Annotated in this window: 20 protein-coding genes, 1 tRNA gene and 1 riboswitch; of the genes, 8 read left to right on the top strand and 13 right to left on the bottom strand. The window is 64.6% G+C overall.

Features of this window, described 5'->3' with window-relative positions; translation table 11 throughout:
• Window positions 1–69: 69 nt before the first annotated feature.
• A complete protein-coding gene (locus tag AABQ55_RS04890; protein ID WP_272804282.1) occupies window positions 70–918 on the top strand; it encodes an IclR family transcriptional regulator in 849 nt (282 codons plus the stop codon).
• Between the two features lie 113 nt (window positions 919–1,031).
• On the opposite strand, the gene AABQ55_RS04885 is transcribed toward AABQ55_RS04890, so the two are convergent.
• Window positions 1,032–2,339, bottom strand: a complete 1,308-nt coding sequence (locus AABQ55_RS04885; protein WP_272804281.1) for an NtaA/DmoA family FMN-dependent monooxygenase — start codon at window positions 2,337–2,339, stop codon at window positions 1,032–1,034.
• A 107-nt stretch (window positions 2,340–2,446) separates the two neighbouring features.
• Between AABQ55_RS04885 and AABQ55_RS04880 the strand changes: the two genes are divergently transcribed.
• The 4 genes from AABQ55_RS04880 to AABQ55_RS04865 are packed head-to-tail and all read left to right on the top strand — an operon-like array spanning window position 2,447 to window position 6,276.
• The gene (locus AABQ55_RS04880; protein WP_272804280.1) at window positions 2,447–3,241 is read left to right on the top strand and encodes an ABC transporter ATP-binding protein; all 795 of its coding nucleotides are present in this window, start codon (window positions 2,447–2,449) and stop codon (window positions 3,239–3,241) included.
• Complete coding sequence (locus tag AABQ55_RS04875; RefSeq protein ID WP_272804279.1) at window positions 3,238–4,251, top strand: FecCD family ABC transporter permease; 1,014 nt, start codon at window positions 3,238–3,240, stop codon at window positions 4,249–4,251. The genes AABQ55_RS04880 and AABQ55_RS04875 overlap by 4 nt, the downstream gene beginning before the upstream one ends.
• Window positions 4,248–5,312: a FecCD family ABC transporter permease gene (locus AABQ55_RS04870; RefSeq protein WP_272804278.1), complete on the top strand. Its 1,065-nt coding sequence runs from the start codon at window positions 4,248–4,250 to the stop codon at window positions 5,310–5,312. The genes AABQ55_RS04875 and AABQ55_RS04870 overlap by 4 nt, the downstream gene beginning before the upstream one ends.
• A gap of 10 nt (window positions 5,313–5,322) precedes the next feature.
• Window positions 5,323–6,276, top strand: a complete 954-nt coding sequence (locus tag AABQ55_RS04865; RefSeq protein WP_272804277.1) for an ABC transporter substrate-binding protein — start codon at window positions 5,323–5,325, stop codon at window positions 6,274–6,276.
• Window positions 6,277–6,336: 60 nt separating this feature from the next.
• On the opposite strand, the gene AABQ55_RS04860 is transcribed toward AABQ55_RS04865, so the two are convergent.
• Complete coding sequence (locus AABQ55_RS04860; RefSeq protein WP_272804276.1) at window positions 6,337–8,421, bottom strand: TonB-dependent receptor; 2,085 nt, start codon at window positions 8,419–8,421, stop codon at window positions 6,337–6,339.
• 251 nt (window positions 8,422–8,672) lie between these two features.
• Between AABQ55_RS04860 and AABQ55_RS04855 the strand changes: the two genes are divergently transcribed.
• Complete coding sequence (locus tag AABQ55_RS04855; RefSeq protein ID WP_272804275.1) at window positions 8,673–9,455, top strand: IclR family transcriptional regulator; 783 nt, start codon at window positions 8,673–8,675, stop codon at window positions 9,453–9,455.
• A gap of 210 nt (window positions 9,456–9,665) precedes the next feature.
• On the opposite strand, the gene AABQ55_RS04850 is transcribed toward AABQ55_RS04855, so the two are convergent.
• The 8 genes from AABQ55_RS04850 to AABQ55_RS04815 form a co-directional block, all read right to left on the bottom strand.
• Window positions 9,666–9,739: transfer RNA gene (locus tag AABQ55_RS04850), tRNA-Gly, on the bottom strand.
• Window positions 9,740–9,933: 194 nt separating this feature from the next.
• Window positions 9,934–10,965 (bottom strand): LacI family DNA-binding transcriptional regulator, encoded by a 1,032-nt coding sequence (locus AABQ55_RS04845; protein WP_244767344.1) that lies wholly within the window; start codon window positions 10,963–10,965, stop codon window positions 9,934–9,936.
• 14 nt (window positions 10,966–10,979) lie between these two features.
• Window positions 10,980–12,680 (bottom strand): amylo-alpha-1,6-glucosidase, encoded by a 1,701-nt coding sequence (locus AABQ55_RS04840; protein ID WP_272807391.1) that lies wholly within the window; start codon window positions 12,678–12,680, stop codon window positions 10,980–10,982.
• Window positions 12,681–12,682: 2 nt separating this feature from the next.
• Window positions 12,683–13,495 carry a carbohydrate ABC transporter permease gene (locus AABQ55_RS04835; RefSeq protein WP_272804274.1) on the bottom strand — a complete coding sequence of 271 codons (813 nt, stop codon included), beginning with the start codon at window positions 13,493–13,495 and terminating at the stop codon, window positions 12,683–12,685.
• Window positions 13,488–14,369, bottom strand: coding sequence for a carbohydrate ABC transporter permease (locus AABQ55_RS04830; protein ID WP_336314394.1), 882 nt, complete (start codon window positions 14,367–14,369; stop codon window positions 13,488–13,490). Before AABQ55_RS04830 ends, AABQ55_RS04835 begins: the two co-directional genes overlap by 8 nt.
• Window positions 14,370–14,521: 152 nt before the next feature.
• The gene (locus AABQ55_RS04825; protein WP_272804272.1) at window positions 14,522–15,754 is read right to left on the bottom strand and encodes an ABC transporter substrate-binding protein; all 1,233 of its coding nucleotides are present in this window, start codon (window positions 15,752–15,754) and stop codon (window positions 14,522–14,524) included.
• A gap of 22 nt (window positions 15,755–15,776) precedes the next feature.
• The gene (locus AABQ55_RS04820) at window positions 15,777–16,919 is read right to left on the bottom strand and encodes an ABC transporter ATP-binding protein (protein ID WP_272804271.1); all 1,143 of its coding nucleotides are present in this window, start codon (window positions 16,917–16,919) and stop codon (window positions 15,777–15,779) included.
• 150 nt (window positions 16,920–17,069) lie between these two features.
• A complete protein-coding gene (locus AABQ55_RS04815) occupies window positions 17,070–18,179 on the bottom strand; it encodes a 2'-deoxycytidine 5'-triphosphate deaminase (RefSeq protein ID WP_244767338.1) in 1,110 nt (369 codons plus the stop codon).
• 162 nt (window positions 18,180–18,341) lie between these two features.
• Window positions 18,342–18,420: riboswitch (SAM riboswitch) on the top strand.
• Window positions 18,421–18,463: 43 nt separating this feature from the next.
• Between AABQ55_RS04815 and AABQ55_RS04810 the strand changes: the two genes are divergently transcribed.
• Together AABQ55_RS04810 and apaG are read left to right on the top strand one after the other, a co-directional pair.
• Window positions 18,464–19,648 (top strand): O-succinylhomoserine sulfhydrylase, encoded by a 1,185-nt coding sequence (locus AABQ55_RS04810; RefSeq protein WP_272804270.1) that lies wholly within the window; start codon window positions 18,464–18,466, stop codon window positions 19,646–19,648.
• Window positions 19,649–19,774: 126 nt separating this feature from the next.
• Window positions 19,775–20,167 carry a Co2+/Mg2+ efflux protein ApaG gene (gene apaG / locus AABQ55_RS04805; RefSeq protein WP_244767336.1) on the top strand — a complete coding sequence of 131 codons (393 nt, stop codon included), beginning with the start codon at window positions 19,775–19,777 and terminating at the stop codon, window positions 20,165–20,167.
• A 184-nt stretch (window positions 20,168–20,351) separates the two neighbouring features.
• On the opposite strand, the gene AABQ55_RS04800 is transcribed toward apaG, so the two are convergent.
• The 3 genes from AABQ55_RS04800 to AABQ55_RS04790 all read right to left on the bottom strand — a co-directional run bounded on the left by AABQ55_RS04800 (window position 20,352) and on the right by AABQ55_RS04790 (window position 23,834).
• A complete protein-coding gene (locus tag AABQ55_RS04800) occupies window positions 20,352–21,344 on the bottom strand; it encodes an Hsp33 family molecular chaperone (protein WP_244767621.1) in 993 nt (330 codons plus the stop codon).
• 360 nt (window positions 21,345–21,704) lie between these two features.
• On the bottom strand, window positions 21,705–22,616 hold the full coding sequence (argF, locus tag AABQ55_RS04795) for an ornithine carbamoyltransferase (protein WP_272804269.1): 912 nt from the start codon (window positions 22,614–22,616) through the stop codon (window positions 21,705–21,707).
• Window positions 22,617–22,643: 27 nt separating this feature from the next.
• A complete protein-coding gene (locus AABQ55_RS04790; RefSeq protein WP_244767334.1) occupies window positions 22,644–23,834 on the bottom strand; it encodes an aspartate aminotransferase family protein in 1,191 nt (396 codons plus the stop codon).
• Between the last annotated feature and the right edge of the window lie 305 nt (window positions 23,835–24,139).

The raw sequence follows: 24,139 nt of genomic DNA, 5'->3' as shown, positions 1-24,139 counted from the left end.
TGTTGCGATATTTTCTATTTTCTGTATGGTGCCTTCAAACAGCGGAAGGCATTGCAGACGATGGAAAAGGTGGCAGGGGAAAAAACCAGCATCGACCGGGCGTTCGAGATCCTCGATCTCCTGGACGAAAACAGTCCGACGGTCTCGCCCGAGCAGATCGCAGAGACGCTCGACCTGTCGCGGTCCACGACCTATCGCTATCTGCGCGTGCTTTGTAATGCGGGCCTACTCGTTCAGCTGAGCCGCGGCAACTATTCGCTCGGGCCGCGCATCGTCGAGCTCGAACGCAAGATCCAGATCAGTGACCCGATGACCTCCGTCGGCAACCGGATCATGCCGGAACGCGCCCGCGCCGTGCCGGACAGCGTCATGATCCTGTGTGGCTTGTGGGGCGACCGGGTGCTCTGCCTGCGCCAGGAAAACAGCGACCCGTCCGGCGAGGCGCCGCTCCGGCTCCTCAGAGCACGCGGCCTGCCTTTCTCCCTGTACAAGGGTGCCGCCTCGCTTGCGATCCTCGCCAATCTTCCATCGGCGCGGATGAAGTCTCTCTTCCTGCGCAGCAGTTCGGACATCGCCGAAGCCGGCCTCGGCGACAATTGGACGGATTTCCGCCGGCGGATGACCGCCATCCGGAAGGCCGGCCATTGCATCACGGTCGGCACCTTCGAATCCGGCCTCGCCGCCATCGCGGCGCCGATCTTCAATGACGAAGGCGTCGTCATCGGCAGCCTGGCGCGCATCCTGAAGCGGTCCCATCCCGAATCCGACGAAGACCTCGCCGCCGACGTCCGCGACGCCGCCCGGCAGTTTTCCGAGGAGCTTCAGGCGGGCATGGGCGCATCCTCCGCGCGTGACGCTGGAACCCTTGCCATCGAGGACGATGCCGCGATCCTCGGCAGTCTGGTGGAACACGTCTAGGCTCTTGCTTTTGCCGCATTATCCGACGCCGAAGCGATCGCGCATCGGCTGGAAATGCTCCAGGTCCCGGATCGGATTGCGCCGCCCGGAGTCACAGGCGATGGAACTGGCAGCTACCTTTCCTTCAGGTGCCCAATGAACGTGCCGGCTTCGTAGCGCTGCCTGAACAGACCCTCTCCGGCCAGTGCCGGCACAAGCTTTTCCAGGACCATCCGCATCGACGTGACGGAACCGCCCGGCACGGCGATGAACCCGTCTATCGCCCCATCGGCCGTCCAGTCCCGGATTTCGGCGACCGCGTCCTCGACCGTGCCGACGATCTGCCAATGGGCGGACGCCATGACCTCCGGCAGGCGCAAAAGCTCGCCGACCGTAGGCTCGCCCTGAATGATCGCACGGCGCAAAAGCTCGCTGTGGGTGCGGCTGCGTGGCGCCTCCGGCGGGAGCGGCAGGTCCTTTGCGGCGATCCTCCTGTCGTCGGGCCAGTCGGTGAGATCGAGGCCGATCATCGCGCGGATGGAGGCAAGTGTTCGTGCGCGGTCGGCGCGGGCATGCGTCGCGGCGAACAGGTCGCGCGCCTCCGCGCGGCTATCGGCGAGATAAAGACTGAGGCCAGGCATGAGCAGGATATCGTCGGCTTTGCGGCCATGGCCCGCCGCCCTGTCGCGGAGGTCGCGGCGCAGGTCGATCGCCGCCTGCTTGTCCGGCGTCGAAGCGAAGACGGCGTCGGCGACCGACGCGGCGAAATTCCGCCCTGCCGCCGATGCGCCGGCCTGGATGAGCGGGATGCGCGCCTTGCCGAAATCCGGCAATGTCAGGGGGCCCCTGACGCTCAGGTGCTTGCCGACATGCTCGATCGGCCTGACCCGTCCGGCATCGGCATAGACCCCGCTCGCGCGATCGGCCTTTATCGCGTCCGCCGGATAGCTCTGCCAGAGACGGCGCACCAACTCGGTGAATTCCGCCGCGCGTTCGTAGCGCTCCTCGGCGGAGGGCATTTCCGCAAGGCCGAAGTTCTCGTTCCCATCAAGCGCCGTGACGATGTTCCAGCCCGCCCGGCCCTTGCTCAGCCAATGCAGCGACTGGATCTGCCGGGCCACGACATAGGGCGGAAGGAAGGTCGTGGAGACGGTCGAGAGCAGGCCGACATGCGTCGTCTCCCGCGCCAGCGCGGCAAGCAGGACCGTCGGGTCGAGGCTTGTGAAGCCCGGGCCGCTTTCCAGCATGTGCGGCGGCAGGAACAGCGTGTCGGGGCGGAAGACGAAATCGAGATGCGCGGCCTCCGAACGCCGCGCGACGTCGACATAATAATCGCTTGAGAGGATGCCTTCGACGTCACTGTCGGCACGGCGCCAGGCGTCCCCGCTGAGCCAGGTCGGGGCCAGCGACATGCCGATGTGAATTCTCCTGCAGGCGTCCATGATCCACCATCCCGAGCCATCCCGCATTGCGGAAGCTATTCCAATTCTGTAATTGCTTCCTCTATTACTCCAGTTTAGCGTCGCGACAAGCGCTTCGGAACGGTTTCATGTCATCGCTCACATTGTCCAATCTCACGGCGTCCTATGGGCAAACGCCTGTCCTGATGCGGGTTTCCGCGGAATTCGCGCCCGGCCGGCTGACGGTGCTCGCGGGACCGAACGGTTGCGGCAAATCGACCCTTCTCAAGGCGGTCATGGGTTTCCTGCCGAAAATGCAGGGAGACATCATCCTGGACGGACAGCCCATCGGGCAAATCGGCCGGCGCAGGCTGGCAAGACGCATCGCCTATCTGCCGCAGGAGAGCTTCTGCCCGGACTACATGACGCTGGGGGAACTTGTCGAGCTTGCCGGCTATTCCCGCTACGCGCTCGTCGGCGGCCCGTCCGATCGCGACCGGCAGCTTTTCCGCGAGGCCCTGGAGACGGTCGGCCTGGCGGACAAGGCCCATCTTCAGGTGAACACGCTTTCGGGCGGGCAGCGCCAGCGCGCCTGGATCGCCATGGTGCTCGCGCAGGACACCGACATCATCCTGATGGACGAACCGGTCAATCATCTCGACGTCAAGTATCAATACGCCGTTCTCGGCCTGGTGCGTGCACTGGTGCGGCAACACGGCAAGACGGTGATCATGGTGCTGCACGATCTCAACCTCGCCGCGACCTTCGCCGACGATATCGTTCTGATGAATGCCGGTCATATCCTGGCAACCGGACCGGTCAGCGCGACCATTACGAGCGAGAATATCGCCCGGGTTTTCGACCTCGACGCAGACATCTTCCCGCACGACGGCCGGCTTGTCTGCCTGCCCCGTCTTGCCCCTTCCGCATCGGCCTCGGCATGAGACGCCGCGCCCTTCTCCCGGCTGTGCTGTCGCTGCTGCTCCTGGCTGCGCTGGGATTGCACCTCTTCCTCGGCCGTGACGCGCCTCCCGTCACCGAGGCGCTGACGGCGCTGTCGCGCGGAGAAGCCGGGAGCTACGACCAGTCGGTCGTCCTCTTCCAACGTCTGCCGCGCGCGCTGATCGCGATCTATGCCGGCGCGATGACGGCAGCTGCCGGCTGCGTTCTCCAGGGGCTGGTGCGCAATCCGCTTGCCTCTCCATCAACCCTCGGCATCAATTCCGGTGCGGCGCTTGCCGTCATCGCCGGGGTCTTCCTGCTCGATCTCGGTCTTGAGGCGCAGGGATTCGCCGCCCTCGTCGGTGCCGTCGGCGGTTTCCTTGCAAGCCTTGCCGTCACGCGGCTGGCGGGCAGAAACAACGACCCGCGCGGCCTGTCCCTCATCCTGTCGGGCGCGCTCGTGTCGATGCTTCTGGTCGGCACGACCAATGCGCTCATGCTGTCCGATCCCATGCGGCGCGCCGATTTCCTCAGCTGGGTCAGCGGCAACGTCAATCACGTCTACATCGACCGGCTATACGCCTTCTGGTGGATCGGCGTCCTTTGCCTGCTCATCCTCGGCGCGCTTTCCCGCGCCCTGACGCTCATCCTGCTCGGCGCGGAAAAGGCCGCATCCGCCGGGGTCAATGTCAGGCCGGTCTCGACGCTTGCCCTTGCCGCCGCCGTCGTCGGCGCGGGTTCGGCGGTCGCGATCTGCGGCCCTATCGGCTTCATCGGCCTCGTCGTGCCACATCTTGTCCGGCCGTTCGCCGGCGCGAATGTCGCCCTCGCCCTTCCCTGCTGCCTGCTGTCGGGGGCGGGCATCTGCCTTCTTGCCGATTTCGGCGCGCGAGAGGCTTTCCATCCCTATGTGCTGCACACGGGACTGGTCATGGACCTTCTTGGCGGGCTCGCCTTTGCGATGATCGTCAAGCGCTTCTATCTGTCGCCTGCCGTGAGAGACCAGGCATGAGATCCGCGCGGGCCATCGACGGCAGGCGGGTGCTGCGCTTTTCCTGCGGGCTGGAAATCCGTGTCGGCAATCTCGCCGCCGCCGCGGCCCTGCTTGCCGGGGCGATCCTTCTGGCCCTCGTCTCGCTGGGCTCCGGGATAACGGAGACGGGCTTCCGCGAGTTTCTGCGAATCTTGGCGGGAGAGCCGGCTTCTGCCGATCAGGCCTATGCGCTCTGGACGGTTCGGCTGCCCCGCATCGTCATGGGTTTCATGGCGGGATGGGCCGTGGCGCTCGCCGGCGCCATGCTGCAGTCCATCACCCGCAATCCGCTTGCCGATCCGGGTCTCCTCGGCCTCAGCCAGGGCTCGATGACGACCATCATGCTGCTGCTGGTCTTCGTTCCGGCCGCACCGAAGGTTGCCGTCGCGCTGGCCGCCCTTGCAGGCGGGCTTGCCGTCGCGCTCTTGCTTCTTTGGCTGGTGGGTGGCGAACGGGCGAGCGGGCTCGCCATCCTGCTGATGGGCATCGCCGTCGAGACCGTTCTTTCCTCGGTCGGGTCCCTCCTCCTGCTCTATACCCCGCCGGAGACCTCGCTTGCCCTTGCCGACTGGATGGCGGGATCGCTTTTCCAGGCGAACTGGAACGCAATCGCGACCTTTGCCCCGCTGTTCTGCGCCAGCTTGCTCGGCCTCTTCCTGCTTGGGCGCGCCACAAGCGCTTACGACCTCGGAAACGAGTTCGCGATGGCCCTTGGCGAACCGGTACGCCGGTCGCGTCCGCTTCTCCTGATCTTCGCGGTCCTTCTGTCGGCGTCAGCGGTGACGGCCGTCGGGCCGCTCACCTTCCTTGGCGTGCTCGCGCCGCAGCTCGCGGGTTTCCTGTCCCCTGCGACCGGGCGCGCCCGGCTCTTCCTCGCGGCGCTCACCGGGGGGATCCTGGTGGTTGCGGCCGACACGCTCGCTCGCTCGGTTGTTCGAGACCTGCCTCTTCCGATCGGCCTCGGCCTCACGCTGATCGGCGTTCCGCTTTTCATCCTCGCGCTGCGCCTTCAGGCGCTTCGCCGATCGCAGCTCCATTGAAAGGTTCGCCATGCGCTTTCCCACCCTCCTCGCCGCAATCCTCGCAGCAAGCTCGGCCCTGGCTGCGGACCGGACGGTCACGGACGATACGGGACGTTCGGTTGCGATTCCCGAGCAGCCTGCCCGCGTCGTCGTCATGCACGAGCCGCTGCTCGGCCTTCCGCTGATGGAACTCGGCGTCGACGTCGTCGGCAGCTACGGCCGCAAGGACGACGGCAGCTTCATCACCCCGGTGGATTTCGTGGACACGGTCTTCGGACCTGGCCGCGTAAAGCCGCGCGGCATCGGGCCCGTCGGGCAGATCGACCTCGAAAAGCTCCGGGCACTCGCGCCCGACCTCATCGTCGGCATGGAACTCGATGTCGAGAAGGTCGAGCAGCTTTCCACCGTGGCTCCGGTCTATCTGCAGAATGTCAGCACCGGCAAGGCGCACGGTTTCAGCGTGGAGGAAGAACTCGCGAACGTCGTCGGACGAAAGGAAGCGTTCGCCGCGCGCCGATCCGCCTATGCCGCCCGGCTGGCGGCCGTTCGCAAGGCCCTGCCGGACGATGGAAAGCAGAAGACCTATCTAGCCGTGTTTCTGACCGACCAGCTCAATGCCCTCGGGAACATGTCCGGCGCGGTGCAGGCCCTCGAGGACCTCGGCTACACCCGCCTGTCGCTGGCTGCGGAAAATGCGCCGGCCGGCCAGGGTGGCTCCATGCTGCTCGTGCCACTCGGCGCGGAGGCGTTCGGGCGCCTCAATCCCGATCTCCTGGTCCTGATGAATACCTATATGGGCGACGCGCGCGACGCACAGGGGACAAAGGCCGCGCTGGAGCGCATCGTTCCGGGCTGGGAAAGGTTCCTGGCTCCGGCGAAGGAAGGACGTGTCCTCTATCTCGATTCCGCCAAGGTGGCGATGCCGACCATCGCGAGCGCCGAACACACGCTCGATGCAGTGGAAGCCTGGCTCAAGCGGTAGACGGAAAGATCGACGGGAGAACGGGCGGGCCGGCTCCGGCTCGCCCGTTCCTGTTTCCAATCAGAACTTCACCCTGAGCCCGACGCCGTATTCACGCGGCTCCAGCATGGAGGCGACGATGCCGCCGGCCGTGCGATCGTCATACTTCCAGGTCGGCGCGCGCTCGTCGAATATGTTGTCGACATAGGCGTAGAGCTGCCAGTTCTCCTGCGGCTTGTAGGTCAGGCGGGCGTTGGCGACCGTGTAGGAATCCACCCAATAGGCGGGATAGTTCTCATCCGTTGAATAATAACCATCCGTATGCCGGACATCGGCGCTCAAGGTGACGTTTTCCGTGACGTCCCAGTCCACGCCGAGGCTCAACGTATAGCTCGGCGCCTTACCGAACTCGTTGCCCTCGAAGGCGGTGCCAGCCGGATTCGTGAAGCGGCTGAGTTCCGTGTGCAGCAAACCGACCCCGGCGCGAATGCGCAGATTGTCGAGCGCCTCGTAGTCCGCGCTGACTTCCAGACCATAGGATTCCGCCTTGTCCGCATTGAGGACGATGCTGCCGAAGAGAACGCCGTTGAGATAGTCGGGCACGACGCGCTGCGAATTCTTGTGCCGCGTGTAGAAGGCGTTCGCGTTCACCGTCAGGCGGTCATCCAGCGTGCGGATGCGGGTGAACAGCTCATAGTTCCAGAGCGTCTCGGGCTTGAAGGCATAATACTGCCCCGTCACGAAGCTGAGCCCTGCGCCACCGGGATTGTAACCCCGGTTGACAAGGGCGCCGACCGTGACATCCGGCGTGATGTCATAGGCGAGCGAGATCTTCGGCAGCAGGGCATCGAAGCTTTCGTCGAAATCGAGGGCCTGGGTGCTGAAGCTGGAGGTGCCGGATCGCTGGACCCGGTCGTACTGGTAGCGCAGGCCGCCGGTCAGGGACCACTGTTCCGCAAAGCGCCATGTCGCCTCGGAGAAGAGGCCAAGGCTGTCCTTGGTGTCGTCGAAATGGGATACGCCGCGCGTATAAAGCAGGTCTTCCGACGTGACGTGATTATAATAGATGCCGGCGACGCCACTGATGACGTCGTCTTCGCTGCCGAAGTTGATCCGCGTTTCGTTCGAGACGTCCTTGTAGTCCATCGTCGCGCCGCCGTTGGCGAAGGGCTCGGCGACGCGCTTGGTATGGCCGTCCGAATACTGGAACTGATTGCTCAGCTTGATGCCGTTCCCGAAATCATAGCTGAGGTCATGGATGCCGGTCCATGTGCGCGCCTCATAGGTCGGCATCGACAGGGTCGCGCTGTTCAGGTCGTCATAGGGAAGGGACGCGGCCTCCGATGTCGGCCGGTTCGACCGCATGTGCGCTATCGTCAGCTTGGATTCGAGCCCCGGGATTTCCGCAGGCTGCCAGAGCAGCTTGAAGCGCCCGCTGAAGGCCTCGAAATCCGTATCGGTGGCGCCCTTGTTGTAAAGGGCATTGATATAGTCGATGAAGGTATCCCGGCCGCTGTAATCCAGCGAAAGTCGAGCCGCCAGCTCGTCCTCGATGATCGGACCCGACACGGCCACGGACGCCCGCTTGTTGTTGCCGCTGCCGTATTCAAGCTGCGCGGCGGCTTCGGGTGTGAAGGTCGGATCCTTTGTATTCACGATGATCGCGCCGGCGATGCTGTTTGCACCCTGCGTCGTCGTCTGCGGGCCGCGGAAGACCTCGATATTCTCGACATCCCAGACGCTCGTCGTTCCAAACACGGTTTCCCAGAAACCGAGATTGTGACCATCGAGATTGATCCTCGCACGCGGCACCGTACCACCGAAGAACGCACCCGAGCCGAAGTTGGACCCCTGTCCGTCCATCCCGCGGATGACCGGCGCACTGACCGTGTCATGATAAAGGACGTTCGGCGTGTCGCGCAGGAAATCGTCCACATGCGCGGCCTGGACTTTTTCTTCTATGTCTTCCGCCGTGATCACCACGACGGAGCTTGCCGTGCGCTGAATGCTGCGCGTGACCTTTTCGCCCGTCACGACGATCGCCTGCAGTTCCGTCGCGCCGGAACTTTCCGCGGCATCCTGCGCCAGGGCCTGCGTTTCCACCAACGCGCAAAGCGCAGCCGCGCTCACGCCGTTCATCAGCCTGCAATATCTGCTCAGTTTCATCCCCGAACCCCAAACTTGACTACATAAGTCAAGTTCCACATTACAGAATGAATTCCACAATTCAACAGCCGGGCACCGACAATATCCACGCCGCGCGAAACCGGCCCACCCTGTTGCCCGCGCGCAACGGCATGCCGCGGCTTCGCTGTCGTGGTTGATGAAACGGGGAACGGCCTCTATCGTGCGGCCGCACGGAGAGCCGCAGCCTGCGGCTGCTAGACTGGCGCAGCTATCGCGCCGAAAGGAACGACTTGCCCCAAAGCTCCTCTTCCGGCACTGCCGACGGGACACCAGCGGGAAAACGATCGGGAACCATTCAGTCCATCTCCATCGCTGCGCGCTTTCTCAATGCGCTCGCCAGCGCCGCCGGCCCCCTTTCGCTGAGCCTGCTTGCCCGAGAGACCGGCACCGGATTGTCGACTGCCCACCGCTACATGCAAAGCCTCATCAAGGAAGGACTTGCCGCGCAGGATCCGGCGACCGGACTTTATGATCTCGGTTCGACGGCGCTCAACATGGGCGTCAGCGCCCTGAAGCGGATCGAGCCGGTCGAGATCGCCGCGCGCCATATGAAGGAGCTGGCGCGCAAGCACGCGGTCAGCGGCGGGGTCGCGATCTGGACCGATCGCGGCCCGGTGCTGGTCCGCTGGTATCGCAGCGCGGATTTCTCGATCAGCTCGCTCGGGCTGGGCGATGTCCTTCCCATCGACAACACCGCCTGCGGGCTGATGTTTCAGGCGTTCCTTCCTCAGGAAATGATCAGGAAGGCCCGGCACCTGCAGCCTTCGCATTTCAGGGGCGCGGCGGCGAAAAAGGAACAGCTGGCCGCCATCCGCGCCGCCAATTGGGCCGAACTGACCAGCCACCTGCTTTCCGGCGTGACGGGGCAGGCAGCACCGGTCTTCGACGCGCAGAACGAACTCGTATGCGTCATGACGACCGTCACGGACCTCGGCCAGTTGCGCGCGCCGGAAGACCGCGACGCCCTCCTGCACGCCGCGCAATCCGCCAACAAGGAGACGAACGGCGGATAGCGGCGCGGGCTCGGATCGACCGTGTCCCCCAAGCGCCAGGCTTGGTGGGCGCGCGTCTGAACAGGCCACCGGATTTGCAAAGGCTTGCTCCGGCGACGGCGGCGCAGCGTCTGCCAGCAACCGCCTTCAGGAGAAGGCACCGGAATGGGAAAAACGGCACAGCCGTTGGATTCCAGCTGCAAATCCCGGTGAAACTCAGCGAGCAGGAACTGGAGCGGGTAGCGGGAATCGAACCCGCGCGTTCAGCTTGGGAAGCTGACAGGCTACCATTACATCATACCCGCAAGGCAGCGCGACGGCGCAGTCATTCAACAGTTCGCCGGGCGTGTCAAGCGAAGGCGCGGAGAAGCGCCGTCAATCCGTCCGATTTCCTTCTGGACGGCGATGCACCCCGGGGCGATCCGCGCCGGGTGCGGCGGGCCATGGCAGGACAGGGCGCGATGACCGCCCTCGGCTTCACGAAGGGCGATCTTTTTCTTCAGTCCTTTGCCAGCCGGTCGTCCGAGCGTTCGATCAGCTTGGGCATGATGAGGGTCTGCAGCGCCTCGGGTGCTTCGCCCTCCATGCGGCGCAGGATGTAGCTGCCGAGCAACTCGCTCGGCTCGTGGATAGGCAGGAAATAGGTGGTGATCGGCGGGGCGAAGTACTGGCTGACATTGAGGTCGTCGGTCGCGTTGATGACGGCATCTCGCCCGTGCACGAGGCCGCGGGCATGGAAGCCCGAGAAGGCGCCGAGCGCCGAGGCTTCGTTGGCGCAGATATAGGCGGTCGGCGGGTCCGGCAGGTCCGACATGAGGAGCACGTTCTCGCGGCCGAAGGCCGGGGTCAGGTGGCCATGCGCGACGAGGGCGGGGTCGAAGGCAAGCCCGGCCGTTTCGAGGGCGCGGCGGTAGGCGTCGAGGCGCGTGATGGCGTAGCTGAGCTGGGCCATCGGATTGATGAGCGCGATGCGGCGGTGGCCGCGCTCGGCAAGGCGCGCCACCGAATGGCGGATCATCTGCTCGTTGTCGGCATCGACATAGGCATGGGGGGCATTGTGGATCGTCGTGCCATAGGTGACGAAGGGAAAATCCGCGTCCTGCATGATGCGCACGCGCGGATCGTCCGCCCGCGTGCCCGAGACGATGATGCCGTCGGCCTTCTTCAGCGAGACGATCTGCCGGATGGTCGCAAGGCTTTCCTCGAAATTGCGCACGGCATAGAGCGAGACGCGGTAGGGGCTTTCCTCCAGCGCCCAGGAGATGCCGCTGAGAAGCTGGGCGTATTCCACGCCTTCCCACTCGTTCTGCTTGGGGCCGGGCGCGGTCATGATGGCGGCGACCTGGTAGGTCTTTCCGGTGCGCAGCTGCACGCCATGCATGTTGAGCTGGTAGCCGACGCGCTCGGCGGCGGCGACGACGATGGCGCGGGTTTCCGGGCGCACCTGCGGGCTGTCGTTCAGCGCCTTCGATACGGTGGCGATCGAAAGCCCGGTTTCCTGCGCGATGGTCTTGATCGTCGGTCTGTGCATCGCGTCTCGGCTCGCTACGGCTGGTCCTGGCTGAGGGAGGCGGCGAGGAGCATATAGGCGGCGGATGTCCAGGCGAAAGCCCGGTCCCGCAAGCCCCTCCCCGACCGGGCATCGAAGTTCTCGGCCATACCGTTTTTGGCGGCAAGAGAACAGAACTTTTCCGCGATCGTCCTGGCAAGCTCCATTTCCCCCTGCCGGCGAAGGCCATCCCAGAGGAGCAGTGTCGTCGGCGCCCAGATCGGCCCGCGCCAATAGCCGTCATCCTCGTAGAGCGGGCTTTGCGGGCTTTCCGTCGCGGGACCCCATTCGGTGATGAAGCCGCCGTCCGTTAGCCGGGCAACGAGTTTTTGCACCATGGCGCGCGGCAGGCGGTCACCCAGAAGGAGCGGCATGAACTGGATGAGGTTCCGGTCGGGCAATATGCGCGCCGGGTCGTCGGCAAGCCGGGCACAAAACGTTTCGCCCGTCCACAGGAGTTCGACCAGCAGGTTTTGCAGGTCCTCCGCCTTTGCCCGCCATTCGGCGGCACGGACAGGATCGTCCTCCAGAAGGGTGGCGAGCGTGTCGCAGGCGAGGATCAGGAAGGTCGGAAGGTCGGGCGAGACGACGGGGCCGCCCTCGGCGAAGAAGGTGGCGTTGTCCCAGCCGCTGTCGTTGCCGTGGAAATAGCCCGGCAGTGTTTTATCATCGGCGCGGGCGTGGGTGAGCCAGTAGTCGACCTGCCTGCCGATTTTTTCGCAGAGATAGGTCTTGCGGTCGGGCGTCAGGAATCCGGGATGATCGGCCTCGATCAGCGAGACGGCCCAGCCGTGCACCGGCGGTTTGGTGAAGGCGAAGAGCACGTCGCGGTCGTTGATATAGTCCGGCAAGAGGCCGGAGGCGTCCTGGTGATCGAAGATGACGGCGAGCTGGTCGAAGGCGAGGTCCGCATCGACGCAGGCGACACCGAGGGCGGAAAAGGCATTGTCCCAGCTCCAGATGTTGATCATGTGGTTCTTGGACATGTAGATCGCCGGGCGCGTCAGCGCGCCGCCGGCCGGAACGCCATTCGCCCAGAGCAGATAGCTGGCAAGGCGCTGCGCCTCCTCCTGCCCGGCAAGGGCCTTTGGCATGCGCGCGTGCCAGGCGGAAAAATCCGCCGATACGCCCGCCAGCGCATCGGCGTAGTGGCCCGGATGCACCGCGGACGGCACCGTGCGGAAGAAATCGACGCTGGCCTCGAAGGTCTTGCCGGAAAAGGCGAAGCTGACCTTTTCCGAATGGTCCCGCTGCCATGCACCGGTGACGTCGAGCGTGCCGGCAACGGTGCGCGGGATGAACTTGACGTTTTCGACGGCTGCGACGAGGCACTGTTCGCCCTGCGGCGTGCGGTAGACGTAGTCGTAGCGCGAGCCTTCCAGGTGGAAGCGCACACCGGCCTCCCGGCCGCGCAGATGGAGGCACTCGCTCTCGCCGATGGCAAAGGCGATTTCGCCCCTGCCGATGCGGGCGATGAGCTGTTCCGGCGCAAGCTCGAAGGCGGGTGTCGCCCGGTTGCCGGCTTCGTCGAGAAATTCCACGCGACAGAGCCGGCCGAGCGAGGGACGCTCGTCGCCGCCGGCGACGAAGCGGAGACAAAGGGCGCGTATCCCCTCCCCGCCCGGCACCGTCATCATCGACAGGGTGAGAAAGCGGCCCCGCCTGCTGAACGGGACATGGTCGATGTCGAACAGCATCATCATCCCTTGACCGAGGAGCCGACGGCACCGTCCATGATGTAGCGCTGCGCCAGGAAGAACAGCGCCAGCGGCGGCAGGCAGAGCACGACGGTGATCGCGGCGATCGACGTTACGTCCACCTCATGCAGGCCCTTGAACATGGAGAGGCCGAGGGTGAGCGTGTACATGGACTGGTCGTTGAGGAAGATCAGCGGGCCGAGATAGTCGTTCCAGGCATTCATGAAATGGAAGGTGCCGACCAGCACCAGCGCCGGCATCATCAGCGGCAGGTGGATGCGCCAGTAGATGTCGAAGGCGTTCGCCCCGTCCATGCGCGCGGCCTCGTCGATCTCGACCGGCACCGTCATGATGTACTGGCGCAGCAGGAAGACGAAGAAGGCGTCGGCGAAATAGGCGGGCACGATGAGCGGCTTCAGCGTGTTGATCCAGCCGAGCAGGTTGAACTCCATGTAGAGCGGAATCATCTTCACGTCCCACGGGATCATCATGGTGGCGAGCAGCAGGATGAACAGCGGATCGCGGCCGGGAAAGCGGAAGCGGGCGAAGCCGTAGGCGACGAGAGACGAGGAGATGAGCTGGCCGATGGTCGAGAAGACCACGACGATCAGCGAATTTGTCAGGTAGGTGCCGAAGGGCTGCTTGTTCCAGGCGATGGCGAAGTTTTCGAAGTGCCATTCGGAGGGCCAGAAGACCGGCGGGAACTGGTAGAGGTCGGCCTGGCTTTTGATGGCCGTCATGAAGGTCCAGTAGAAGGGCGCGATGAAGAGCGCCGAGAGCAGGACGAGGGCGGAATAGAGCAGCGTCTTACGCATTGCGGTCGCCTCCCTTCACCTCGCCCTCGTAATAGACCCAGGCGGAGGACCAGCGCATGACGAGCAGGCTCAGCATCAGCACGATGAGGAACATCACCCAGGAGCCGGCGGCGGCATAGCCCATGTCGAAATACTTGAAGGCGTTGTCGTAGATGTACATGGCGAAGAAATAGGTGGAGCCGAGTGGGCCGCCCTTGGTCATCAGGAGGGCGATCGTCAGTTGCTGGAAGGCGGCGATGATCGAGGTGATGAAGGTGAAGAGCAGCATGGGGCCGAGCATCGGCAGGGTGATGAACAGCATCTGCGCCCAGCCCGGCACGCCGGAGACGGTCGCCGCCTCGTAGAGTTCCGTCGGGATGGCCTTGAGGCCCGTCAGCAGGATCAGCATGGTTCCGCCGAAGCCCCAGAGGCTGGCGATGATGATGGCGACGATGGCAAGGCCGGGATCGCCGAGCCAGTTCGGCCCGTCCACGCCGACGAGCGACAGCATGAAGTTCAGGAGGCCGTATTCGCGGCTGTAGATCCAGCTCCAGATCGTCACCAGCGCGACGCCGGAAATGACGCTCGGCAGATAGAAGGCCGTGCGGAAGAAGCCGCTGGCAAAGGTCGCGTGATGCAGCATCAGCGCGATGAGGAAGGACATGACGATGTTGAAGGGCACGTAGATCGCGGCGAATTTCACCGTGATCCAGAGGCTTTCCCAGAACTGCGGATCTTCGAGCAGCATCGTGCGGTAATTGTCGAAGCCGATGAAGGTGCGCTCGCCGACGACCGGCCAGTCATGAAAGCTCATGGTGAGCGAGAAGAGCAGCGGGCCGAGGGTGAAGAACAGGAAACCCAGGATCCACGGGGAGATGAAGAGATAGGCCGTCATGTGGCGCGAAAAGGCGGATCGCCGTTTCTGCACGACCGCGGGCGCGGTGGCTGCGATGGTCACGTTTCACTCCCCCAAGACTTCGCCTGGAACGAAAAGGGTGGCTTGCCCCTCCTCCTCGGCGGGGAGAAGGGGGACAGCGGCAAGGCCGCCTATTTCAGGAAACGTTGCGAGCGCTTCACGGCATCGTCGAGATGCGCCTTGGCATTGCCCTGGTCGATCATCGTCGCCTCGATGGCGCGGGCGAGATTGTCCTGCACCTTGCCCCAGTTCCGGTTCTTCAGGAATGCATGGGTCTCGATATCGGAGGTCGCGAGGATGTCGAAGAACGGCTTGTAGACCGGGTCGCTGGTCATGCCCTTCTCCTCCGCAACGCTGGTGCGGACCGGAAGGTCGTTGGTGCGCATGGCGACCGCCTCCGGCGAGGAGAAGAACTTGACGAATTCCCAGGCAAGGTCCGGCTGCTTGGCATCCTTGGCGATCGACATGGCCGAAACGCCGAGCGCCGAATGGGCCGGCTTGTCGCCGAACTTCGGCAGCGGCGCGACGCCGTAGCCAAAGCCCGCGGCATCGATGCCCGCCTTCGACCACATAGCGCTCTGGAACATGGCGATCTTGCCGCCCTTGAAGAGCGCATCGCCGGACGTGTCATCGCCGAGATGCAGCGTGGCGGCCTCTTCCTTCCTGGCCATGTCGCCGAACATGTCGAGGACCTCCGCGGCCGCATCGCTGTTCATGTAGCCGTCGATCGTCTTGCCGTCGTCGGAGATGTATTTCGTGCCGTTCGACCAGAGGAACTGCTCGAAATCATAGGGGTCCGGCTTGGCATCGACCGCAAAGCCGTAGACCTTGTTGTCCTTGTCGCGGAATTTCGCGGCCTTGGCACGCAGGTCGTCCCAGGTCCAGCCCTCCTTCGGCTCCTCCACACCCGCGGCCTTGAACATGTCCTTGTTGTAGAACACGACCTGGGTGGTGAAGCCCGACGGCATGCCGTAGGTCTTGCCCTCGACGCGCGTCGTGTTCATCAGGCCTTGCGGAATATCATCCGGCTTGATCTCGGCAGCGTCCCTGGCGATCAGGTCATCGAGCGGCATCAGCGACGTGTAGTATTGCGGGAAGTTCCACATATACATGACATCGGGCGGGCTGCCCGCGCCGAAGGCGGCGACGAGCTTCTGGTCGTAGCCGTCGGCATAGGGCTCGACCTGCACCTTCACGCCCGGATGCTTCTCCTCGAATTTCTTCGCGATCGCCTGCTGGATGGCGAGGCTCTCGTCGGAATCCCAGGTGGCAAAGCGCAGCACTTCTTCGGCGCGCGCCGAGACGCTGCCCGCCAGCAGGAAGGCGGCCAGCGAACCGGCGATGACTGTCGTGTTCTTCCTCATTCCCATTTCCTCCTTTGACGGGTCAGGCGACCCGCTTGCCCTTCTCGTTGACGATGAGCGCCTCGGTCTCCGCATCGAGGCGGCGGCGCACCGCCCGGCCTTCCGCGTCGAACAGGTAGCAATGCGGCGCGGGCAGCCTCAGATGGACCGTCTCGCCATTCGCGACCGGATGCGTGCCGCGCACCACCGCCGTCATGTCGCGGCCATCCTCGAGGCTGAGATGGACATGGCTTTCCGTACCGAGCCGTTCGACGAGGCGGACAATGCCTGTCAGTTCCCCTTCGCCGGGCGGGACGATCTCGATCCTGTCCGGCCGGATGCCGAGGGTGACCTTGCCGTCAATCATGGGCGCGGCTTCCGCCTCGAAGACGACCGATCGTTTCAGGCCACCGCCCGACAGCGTGATGTGGGTGCCTTCCTGCGCCGCGACCTCCGCCTCCACGAAATTCATGCGCGGCGAACCGATGAAGCCGGCGACGAAGAGGTTGGCGGGCTGATAGAACAGCTCCAGCGGAGTGCCGAACTGGCTGACCTTGCCCTTGTCGAGCACGACCACGCGGTCGGAGAGCGTCATCGCCTCGACCTGGTCGTGCGTCACGTAGATCATGGTCGCGCCGAGGCGGGCGTGCAGGGCGGCAAGCTCGACGCGCATGGTGACGCGCAGGCCCGCGTCGAGGTTCGACAGCGGCTCGTCGAGCAGGAAGAGTTTCGGCTCGCGCACGATGGCGCGGCCGATGGCGACGCGCTGGCGCTGGCCGCCCGAGAGCTGGCGCGGCTTGCGGGCAAGCAATTCCTTGATGCGCAGGATGTCCGCGGCGCTTTCGACACGGCGGTCGATCTCGTCGCGCTTCATGCCGTTCAGCGCCAGGCCGAAGGAGAGGTTCTTGCGCACGTTCATGTGCGGGTAGAGCGCATAGTTCTGGAAGACCATGGCGATGTCGCGCCTGGCGGAAGGCACATGGGTGATGTCGCGGTCGCCGAGGCGGATGGCGCCGCCGTCCAGTTCCTCCAGGCCGGCGATGGAGCGCAGCAGCGTGCTCTTGCCGCAGCCGGAAGGGCCGAGGAAGCAGACGAATTCACCATCGGCGATATCGAGGTCGATGCCTTTCAGCACCTCCAGAGCGCCAAAACCCTTGCGGAGATTCTCGATGCGGATCGATGCCAACGACGTCCTCCCTGTCGGCGAAACGTCCGGGCTCTCAGCCCTTGTTAAACGTTTATATCATAATAAAAACGTTTAACTTCATTTGTAAAGCGGAAAATGAACAGGGAACCGGTCGCGATGCAGCCGCCGCACGCCCTTGCGGGAGCGGTGTCATCCGGCGCGGAAATGTTTCGACAGCTTCAGGCCCTGTGCCTGATAGTTGGAGCCAAGGCCGGAGCCGTAGAGACCCTCGGGTGCGGCGAGCATGTGCTCGTAGACGAGGCGGCCGACGATCTGGCCGTGCTCGAGGATGAAGGGCACCTCGTGGCTGCGCACCTCCAGGACGGCGCGGCTGCCGGAGCCGCCGGCCGGGGCATGGCCGAAGCCGGGATCGAAAAAGCCGGCATAGTGCACGCGGAACTCGCCGACGAGCGGATCGAAGGGCGTCATCTCGGCGGCATAGAGCGGCGGGACGTGCACGGCCTCGCGGGAGACGAGGATATAGAACTCGTCGGGATCGAGGATCAGTTCGTTGCGGCCGCGGCTGAACAGCGGCTCCCAGAAATCGAAGATGTCGTGCTGGTTCTTGCGGTCGACATCGACGACGGAGGTGTGGTGCTTGCCGCGATAGCCGATCAGCCCGTCCGGGCCGGTGCCCTTGAGGTCGATGGAAAGCGCGATGCCGCCGCCGGAGACGTTCGGCGTCTCGCTGGCGACGAGCGTATCCGTGCCGTGGAGGGCGAGCAGTTCGCCTTCGCCGAGCAGGGCATTGCCCTTGCGGAAACGGATTTGCGACAGGCGCGAGCCGCGGCGCACGACGATCGGGAAGGTGCGCGGCGAGATTTCGAGATAGAGCGGGCCGGAATAGCCGGCGGGGATCTTGTCGAACTCCTGCGCACGATCGGTGATGACGCGGGTGAAGATATCCAGGCGGCCGGTGGAGCTCTTCGGGTTGGCCGACGCCGCCAGCTCCGCCGGCAGGTCCAGGCTCTCCATCAGCGGCACGATGTAGACGCAGCCCGTCTCCAGCACCGCGCCCTGCGTGAGGTCGATGACGTGCAGCTGCAGGCGGTCGAGCTTGTCGGCAACGAGGTGGGACGGCCCCGGAAGGAAGCTTGCCCGCACACGGAAGGCTTTCGCACCGAGCCGCAGGTCGAGGCTCGCCGGCTGGATCTGGTCGTCATCCAGCACCGTCTCGCTCGCCAGCCTGCCGCTGTCGAACAGGCCGCGAATGGCGTTGTCCGCCAGAATGCCCGTGCTGCGTGTCGCAGAACCACCCATCGTCACACCGTCCCGTCAGAGCAGCGGGCCGGATGGTCCGGCCGTCTGCTTTTCGTATCGCTTCTTCCGAAAACCGATGCCCACGTTTCGGAACAATACCCGGAAGGCCCGCACAAAACCAAAAGCCGCCAATTGACGCAAGCGCGGGGGCGCAGTATTAGCAGATTATCCCGTGGTGATTTGGCCGGCCGGCTTGCAGCCACGTAAAACAAGTAGCTAAAAAGGCCGGGTTCGAAACCGGCCTGCTTTTGCGGCCGGTTTTTTTGTTTGAAGGCGACGATCACATGAGCAAGTCCTGGCGCCCCGCCACCCAACTCGTTCACGGCGGAACCACCCGCTCCCAGCACGGCGAAACCGCCGAAGCTATCTTCCTGACGCAAGGCTTCGTCTACGACACCTCGGCGGCGGCCGAAGCCCGCTTCAAGGGCGAGACGGATGGCTTCATCTATGCCCGCTACGGCAGCCCGACCAACGACATGTTCGAAAAGCGCATGTGCATGCTGGAAGGCGCCGAGGATGCGCGCGCCACCGCATCCGGCATGGCCGCCGTCTCCGCCGCGATCCTCTGCCAGCTCAAGGCCGGCGACCATATCGTCGCCGCCCGCGCGCTCTTCGGCTCCTGCCGCTGGGTGGTCGAGACGCTCGCGCCGAAATACGGCATCGAATGCACGCTGATCGACGGCCGCGACCTCTCCAACTGGGAAAAAGCGATCCGGAAGAACACCAAGGTCTTCTTCCTCGAAAGCCCGACAAACCCGACGCTGGAAGTGGTCGACATCGCCGGCGTCGCACGCCTCGCCAACCAGATCGGCGCCAAGGTCGTCGTCGACAACGTCTTCGCGACGCCGCTCTTCCAGAAGCCGCTGGAGCTCGGCGCGCATGTCGTCGTCTATTCGGCCACCAAGCATATCGACGGCCAGGGCCGCTGCCTCGGCGGCGTGGTGCTGTCGGACAAGGCGTGGATCGACGAGAACCTGCACGACTATTTCCGCCACACGGGCCCGGCCATGTCGCCATTCAACGCCTGGACGCTGCTGAAGGGCATCGAGACGCTGCCGCTGCGCGTCAAGCAGCAGACGGAGAATGCCAGCCGCATCGCGGACTTCCTCGCCGACCGGACGGAGGTCGCCCGCGTGATCTATCCGGGTCGCAAGGACCATCCGCAGGCCGATATCATCGCCAAGCAGATGTCGGGCGGCTCGACGCTCGTCTGCTTCGAGCTGAAGGGCGGCAAGGATGCGGCTTTTGCGCTGCAGGATGCGCTTGAGGTCGTGAAGATCTCCAACAATCTCGGCGATGCCAAGAGCCTCATCACCCATCCGGCAACGACGACGCACAAGAACCTGACGGACGAGGCACGCGCCGAGCTCGGCATTTCGGCCGGCACCGTACGCTTTTCGGCCGGCATCGAGGACAGCGAAGACCTCATCGAGGATTTTGCCCGCGCGCTCTCCAGGATCAAGGCCTGAGCCCTTCGCCCCATCGCTGGACAAATGCGGAAGCACCGGCCGAGGAGGCCGGTGCTTTCTTTGCTTATCCTTGACGAAACCACATTCGTGTAGAATAGCAGAAGCTAATCAGTTCAAGGCTTGCCCATGTATCGTGCGCTGACCCGCGACATCGAAGTGACCGTAGAGCCGTACTATCTGGCCGACCAGTCCGATCCCGACGACAGCCGCTATGTGTGGGGATACCGGGTGGTCATCGCGAACCATTCCGACGTCGCCGTGCGGCTGATGACACGCTACTGGCACATTACCGACCAGAACGGCCAGGTCGACGAGGTGAACGGCCATGGCGTGATCGGCGAACAGCCGGTGCTGCGTCCCGGCGACACCTACGAATATTCCTCCGGCTGCCCGCTCGAAACACCCTCGGGCATCATGTTCGGCCGCTATCGCATGGAAGCGGAAAACGGCGAGGCGTTCGATGTGGCGATACCGGCCTTTTCGCTGGATACGCCGGGGCAGGCGCGCACGCTGAACTAGGCGCGGAGAAGATCGCCCCTCATCCGGCCTGCCGGCCACCTTCTCCCCGCAGGCGGGGAGAAGGGACCAAGCCGCTTTGTTTTCCTGAAATCACGACTGTGAATAAAGGATGAAACTTCGCATCCTTCCCTTCTCCCCGCTTGCGGGGAGAAGGTGGCGGCAGCCGGATGAGGGGCGAGCGTCCCTACTGCGGCAGGACTTCCGCCGCCTCGAAGCGGTAGGTCGTCGAGCAGAACTCGCAGGTGACCGCGATCTCGCCCTTGTCGTCCGCCGTGTGCGCGATCTCCTCCGCGCTGAGACCGGAAAGAACGCCCTTCAGCTTCTCGCGCGAACAGGAGCAGCGGTCGAAGACCTGCTGCGGCTGGTAGACGCGCACGCCCCGCTCGTGGAAGAGGCGGAACAGGAGCCGTTCGGTGCCGACATTGGGATCCGTCAGCTCGTCGGCGTCGATCGTCTCGACCATGGCTTTGGCTTCGGCCCAATTGTCGTCATCGGCGATCTTGTGGCCGGCTTCCTCGCCGTCGCCGCCCGGAAGGTCCGCTTGGCGCATGCGTTCCGGCGCCTGCGGCAGGAACTGCGCGACCATGCCGCCCGCACGCCAGCGATGGCGCGCCTTGCCGGCGGCATCGCGGTCGTAGAGTTCGGCGACGCCGAGGCGCACCTTGGTCGGGATCTGCTCCGACTGGCGGAAATAGACGCCGGCGATCTCTTCCAGCGTATGACCGTCGAGCGGCACGATGCCCTGGTAGCGCTGGGTATGGGCGCCCTGGTCGATGGTGAAGGCGAGGATGCCCTTGCCCAGAAGCTCGTGCGGCTCCGTCGCGCCGGCCGCAATCGCGGCGTCGAGCGCGGCCTGGTCGAAGCGGGCATAGGCGCGCACGTTCTCCGGCGCGGCGAAATCGGCCACCAGCAGATCGACGGGGCCGTCGCCCTTGGTCTGGACGATCAGCTTGCCCTCGAACTTCAGCGAGGTGCCGAGCAGTACGGTCAGCGTGATCGCCTCGGCGAGCAGCCGGGCGACGGGCGCGGGATAGTCGTGCCGGCCGAGAATGCCGTCGAGCATCGGGCCGAGCTGCACGGCGCGGCCGCGCACGTCGAGACCCTCCACCTGGAACGGCAGGACATGATCATCGCCGGCAAAGCCGGGTTCGCCGAGTTTCAGGGCATTTTCCGCCATCATCATCATTCTGCTCCTTGCACGCTTCGGCGCCGCCGAGGCCATGGGCCCGGCCTGCTTCCGACAGGCGTTCTACCGTGATACCGCGCTCGCTCCTACCCGATCATTCCATACCGGACGGGCATGCGCCAGAGAAAGCGCCTTGCGGCGCCCGGACTGCTGATAACGTCCGCAAACCTCTCCTCCGTCACGGTCGGGTCTGACCCGACCATCCACGGCCGCGGGTGCCGTGTGGATCCCCGGGTCAAGCCCGAGGATGACGACAGAGAGTGGGCGATGCTTATCAGCAAACCAGGCGCCTCGCGGCGCTCCGTGATGGCCCCTAGATCGTGTTGCCGGGGGCGCTTTTCAAGGTCGGCGTCAGACGACGCCGAAGCACCAGGCGAGGATCGACTTCTGCGCGTGGAGACGGTTCTCCGCCTCGTCGAAGACCACGGATTGCGGGCCGTCGATCACCTCGTCGGTCACTTCCTCGCCGCGGTGGGCGGGCAGGCAGTGCATGAAGAGCGCATCCTTGTTAGCGCGCGCCATCAGCTGCTCGTTGACCTGGTAGGGCTGGAAGATGTTGTGGCCGCGGGCGCGGTGCTCCTGGTTCATCGAGACCCAGCAGTCCGTGACGATGAGATCGACACCGTCGACGATCGCCTCCGGATCATGCCCGAGCAAGATGTCGCCGCCGTTGTCGCGCGCCCAGTTCAGGATCTTGTCGTCGGGCTCCGAGCCCATCGGCACGGCCATCTTCATCTTGTAGCCGAAGCGGGCGGACCCCTCGACGAAGGAATGCAGCACGTTGTTGCCGTCGCCCGTCCAGGCGAAGGTCTTGCCCCTGGTGGAACCGCGATGCTCCTCGAAGGTCATGATGTCGGCCATGATCTGGCAGGGATGCGTCAGGTCGGTCAGCGCGTTGATGACGGGCACGGTGGCGTGCTCGGCAAGCTCCAGCAGGCGGGCATGGTCCGTCGTGCGGATCATGATGGCATCGACATAGCGCGAGAGGACCTTGGCCGTGTCGCCGATCGTCTCGGCGCGGCCGAGCTGCATCTCCGTGCCCGACAGGAACAGCGTCTCGCCGCCGAGCTGGCGCATGCCGACGTCGAAGGAGACGCGCGTGCGGGTGGAGGGCTTCTCGAAGATCATCGCGAGCATCTTGCCGGCGAGCGGCTTGGCTTCGGTGCCGGCCTTGCTGGCGGCCTTGCGCGTGTGCGCATCGTCCATGATGACGCGGAGATCGCTTTCCGAAACGGCGGAAAGGTCGAGAAAATGCTTGGCCATGATATGTCCTGTCTGTCCGTTCGCTGCTTACGCGGCCTTGGCGGCCGTCAGCTTTTCCGCCGCCCGCTCGATGCGGGCAAGCCCCTCGCGCGCCTCTTCGGCGGTCACGGTCAATGGCGGCAGCAGCCGCAGCACGTTGTCGCCCGCCGGCACGGCCAGCAGGTTTTCCGCCCGCACGCCCTTCAGCAGGTCGGCGACCGGGATCTTCGCCTTGATGCCGAGCATCAGGCCCTCGCCGCGAATGTCCTCGATGACGTCGGGGAAACGGTCCTTCAGCGCGGCCAGCCCCTGGCGGAAGACGAGCGCGACGTCGCGCACATGCTCGAGGAAACCGTCTTCCAGCACCACGTCGAGCACGGCATTGCCGACGGCCATCGCGAGCGGGTTGCCGCCATAGGTGGAGCCGTGCGTGCCGGCGACCATGCCGGCCGCCGCCTCGTTCGTGGCAAGGCAGGCGCCGAGCGGGAAGCCGCCGCCGATGCCCTTGGCGATCGCCATGATGTCGGGCGTCACCCCTGCCCATTCATGGGCGAAGAGGCGCCCCGTGCGGCCGACACCGGTCTGCACCTCATCCAGGATGAGCAGCAGGCCGTATTCATCGCAGAGCTGGCGCAGCTCCTGCATGAACTCCTTCGACACCGGGCGCAGCCCGCCCTCGCCCTGCACCGGCTCGATCAGGATGCCCGCCGTTTCCTCGGTGATCGCATCCTTGACGGCCGCGATATCGCCGAAGGGAACCTTGAGGAAGCCCGGCGCCTTGGGGCCGAAGCCCTCGATATACTTCTCCTGACCGCCGGCGGCGATCGTCGCGATCGTGCGGCCGTGGAAGGCGCCTTCGAAGGTGATGATGTGGTACTTGCCGGCATGGCCCTTGGCGAAATGGTAGCGCCGCGCCGTCTTGATCGCACATTCCAGCGCCTCGGCGCCCGAATTGGTGAAGAACACCTTGTCGGCGAAGGTTGCCTCCGTCAGCCGGCGGCCAAGGCTTTCCTGGCCCGGAACCTCGTAGAGGTTCGACAGGTGCCAGACCTTGTCGGCCTGGTCCTTCAGCGCGGCGACGAGATGGGGATGTGCATGGCCCAGCGAATTGACGGCGACGCCGGCGGCAAAATCGAGATATCGCTCGCCATCCTCGGTGATCAGCCACACGCCCTCCCCGCGCGTGAACCTGAGCGGCGCACGCATATAGGTTTCATAGAGCGGCGCGACATCGGCCATGCACGGATCCTCCGAAAAGAGATGCGGAAAAACAGGAATGCGGCTTGACTTTTCCGGGCTTCAGAAAAACCAAAAGCCGCCTTTCGGCGGCATGCCGCACTATCGGCATTTCCCATTGGGATGTCAACAAAATCGCGCCCGAAATGGCGCTGAACATCCCGCAAGGTGAGGATTCGCGGCACGCACGGAAGGTGTCTCTATCGAGTCACACCCGACCAGCAAGTTGGGGAAAACTCCGAAATCGATTCGCCCGGATTCCGGCGACTCTTGTCACAGAGTCCACCGGTCTCTAGGTTAAAGACCAA

Source organism: Shinella sp. WSD5-1, from assembly GCF_963942435.1.
Taxonomy (GTDB): Bacteria; Pseudomonadota; Alphaproteobacteria; order Rhizobiales; family Rhizobiaceae; genus Shinella; species Shinella yambaruensis.
This window is presented reverse-complemented; position numbering and strand designations above follow the sequence as displayed.

Bases quoted from the DNA above. Each gene is read 5' to 3' on its own strand.
- AABQ55_RS04790 (WP_244767334.1), bottom strand. From the start codon at position 23,834: ATGGCCGATGTCGCGCCGCTCTATGAAACCTATATGCGTGCGCCGCTC.
- AABQ55_RS04865 (WP_272804277.1), top strand. From the start codon at position 5,323: ATGCGCTTTCCCACCCTCCTCGCCGCAATCCTCGCAGCAAGCTCGGCC.
- AABQ55_RS04875 (WP_272804279.1), top strand. From the start codon at position 3,238: ATGAGACGCCGCGCCCTTCTCCCGGCTGTGCTGTCGCTGCTGCTCCTG.
- AABQ55_RS04800 (WP_244767621.1), bottom strand. From the start codon at position 21,344: ATGGCGGAAAATGCCCTGAAACTCGGCGAACCCGGCTTTGCCGGCGAT.
- AABQ55_RS04885 (WP_272804281.1), bottom strand. From the start codon at position 2,339: ATGGACGCCTGCAGGAGAATTCACATCGGCATGTCGCTGGCCCCGACC.
- AABQ55_RS04840 (WP_272807391.1), bottom strand. From the start codon at position 12,680: ATGCTGTTCGACATCGACCATGTCCCGTTCAGCAGGCGGGGCCGCTTT.
- AABQ55_RS04825 (WP_272804272.1), bottom strand. From the start codon at position 15,754: ATGAGGAAGAACACGACAGTCATCGCCGGTTCGCTGGCCGCCTTCCTG.
- AABQ55_RS04810 (WP_272804270.1), top strand. From the start codon at position 18,464: ATGAGCAAGTCCTGGCGCCCCGCCACCCAACTCGTTCACGGCGGAACC.
- AABQ55_RS04830 (WP_336314394.1), bottom strand. From the start codon at position 14,369: ATGACGGCCTATCTCTTCATCTCCCCGTGGATCCTGGGTTTCCTGTTC.
- argF (WP_272804269.1), bottom strand. From the start codon at position 22,616: ATGGCCAAGCATTTTCTCGACCTTTCCGCCGTTTCGGAAAGCGATCTC.
- AABQ55_RS04860 (WP_272804276.1), bottom strand. From the start codon at position 8,421: ATGAAACTGAGCAGATATTGCAGGCTGATGAACGGCGTGAGCGCGGCT.
- AABQ55_RS04845 (WP_244767344.1), bottom strand. From the start codon at position 10,965: ATGCACAGACCGACGATCAAGACCATCGCGCAGGAAACCGGGCTTTCG.
- AABQ55_RS04870 (WP_272804278.1), top strand. From the start codon at position 4,248: ATGAGATCCGCGCGGGCCATCGACGGCAGGCGGGTGCTGCGCTTTTCC.
- apaG (WP_244767336.1), top strand. From the start codon at position 19,775: ATGTATCGTGCGCTGACCCGCGACATCGAAGTGACCGTAGAGCCGTAC.
- AABQ55_RS04835 (WP_272804274.1), bottom strand. From the start codon at position 13,495: ATGCGTAAGACGCTGCTCTATTCCGCCCTCGTCCTGCTCTCGGCGCTC.
- AABQ55_RS04815 (WP_244767338.1), bottom strand. From the start codon at position 18,179: ATGGGTGGTTCTGCGACACGCAGCACGGGCATTCTGGCGGACAACGCC.
- AABQ55_RS04880 (WP_272804280.1), top strand. From the start codon at position 2,447: ATGTCATCGCTCACATTGTCCAATCTCACGGCGTCCTATGGGCAAACG.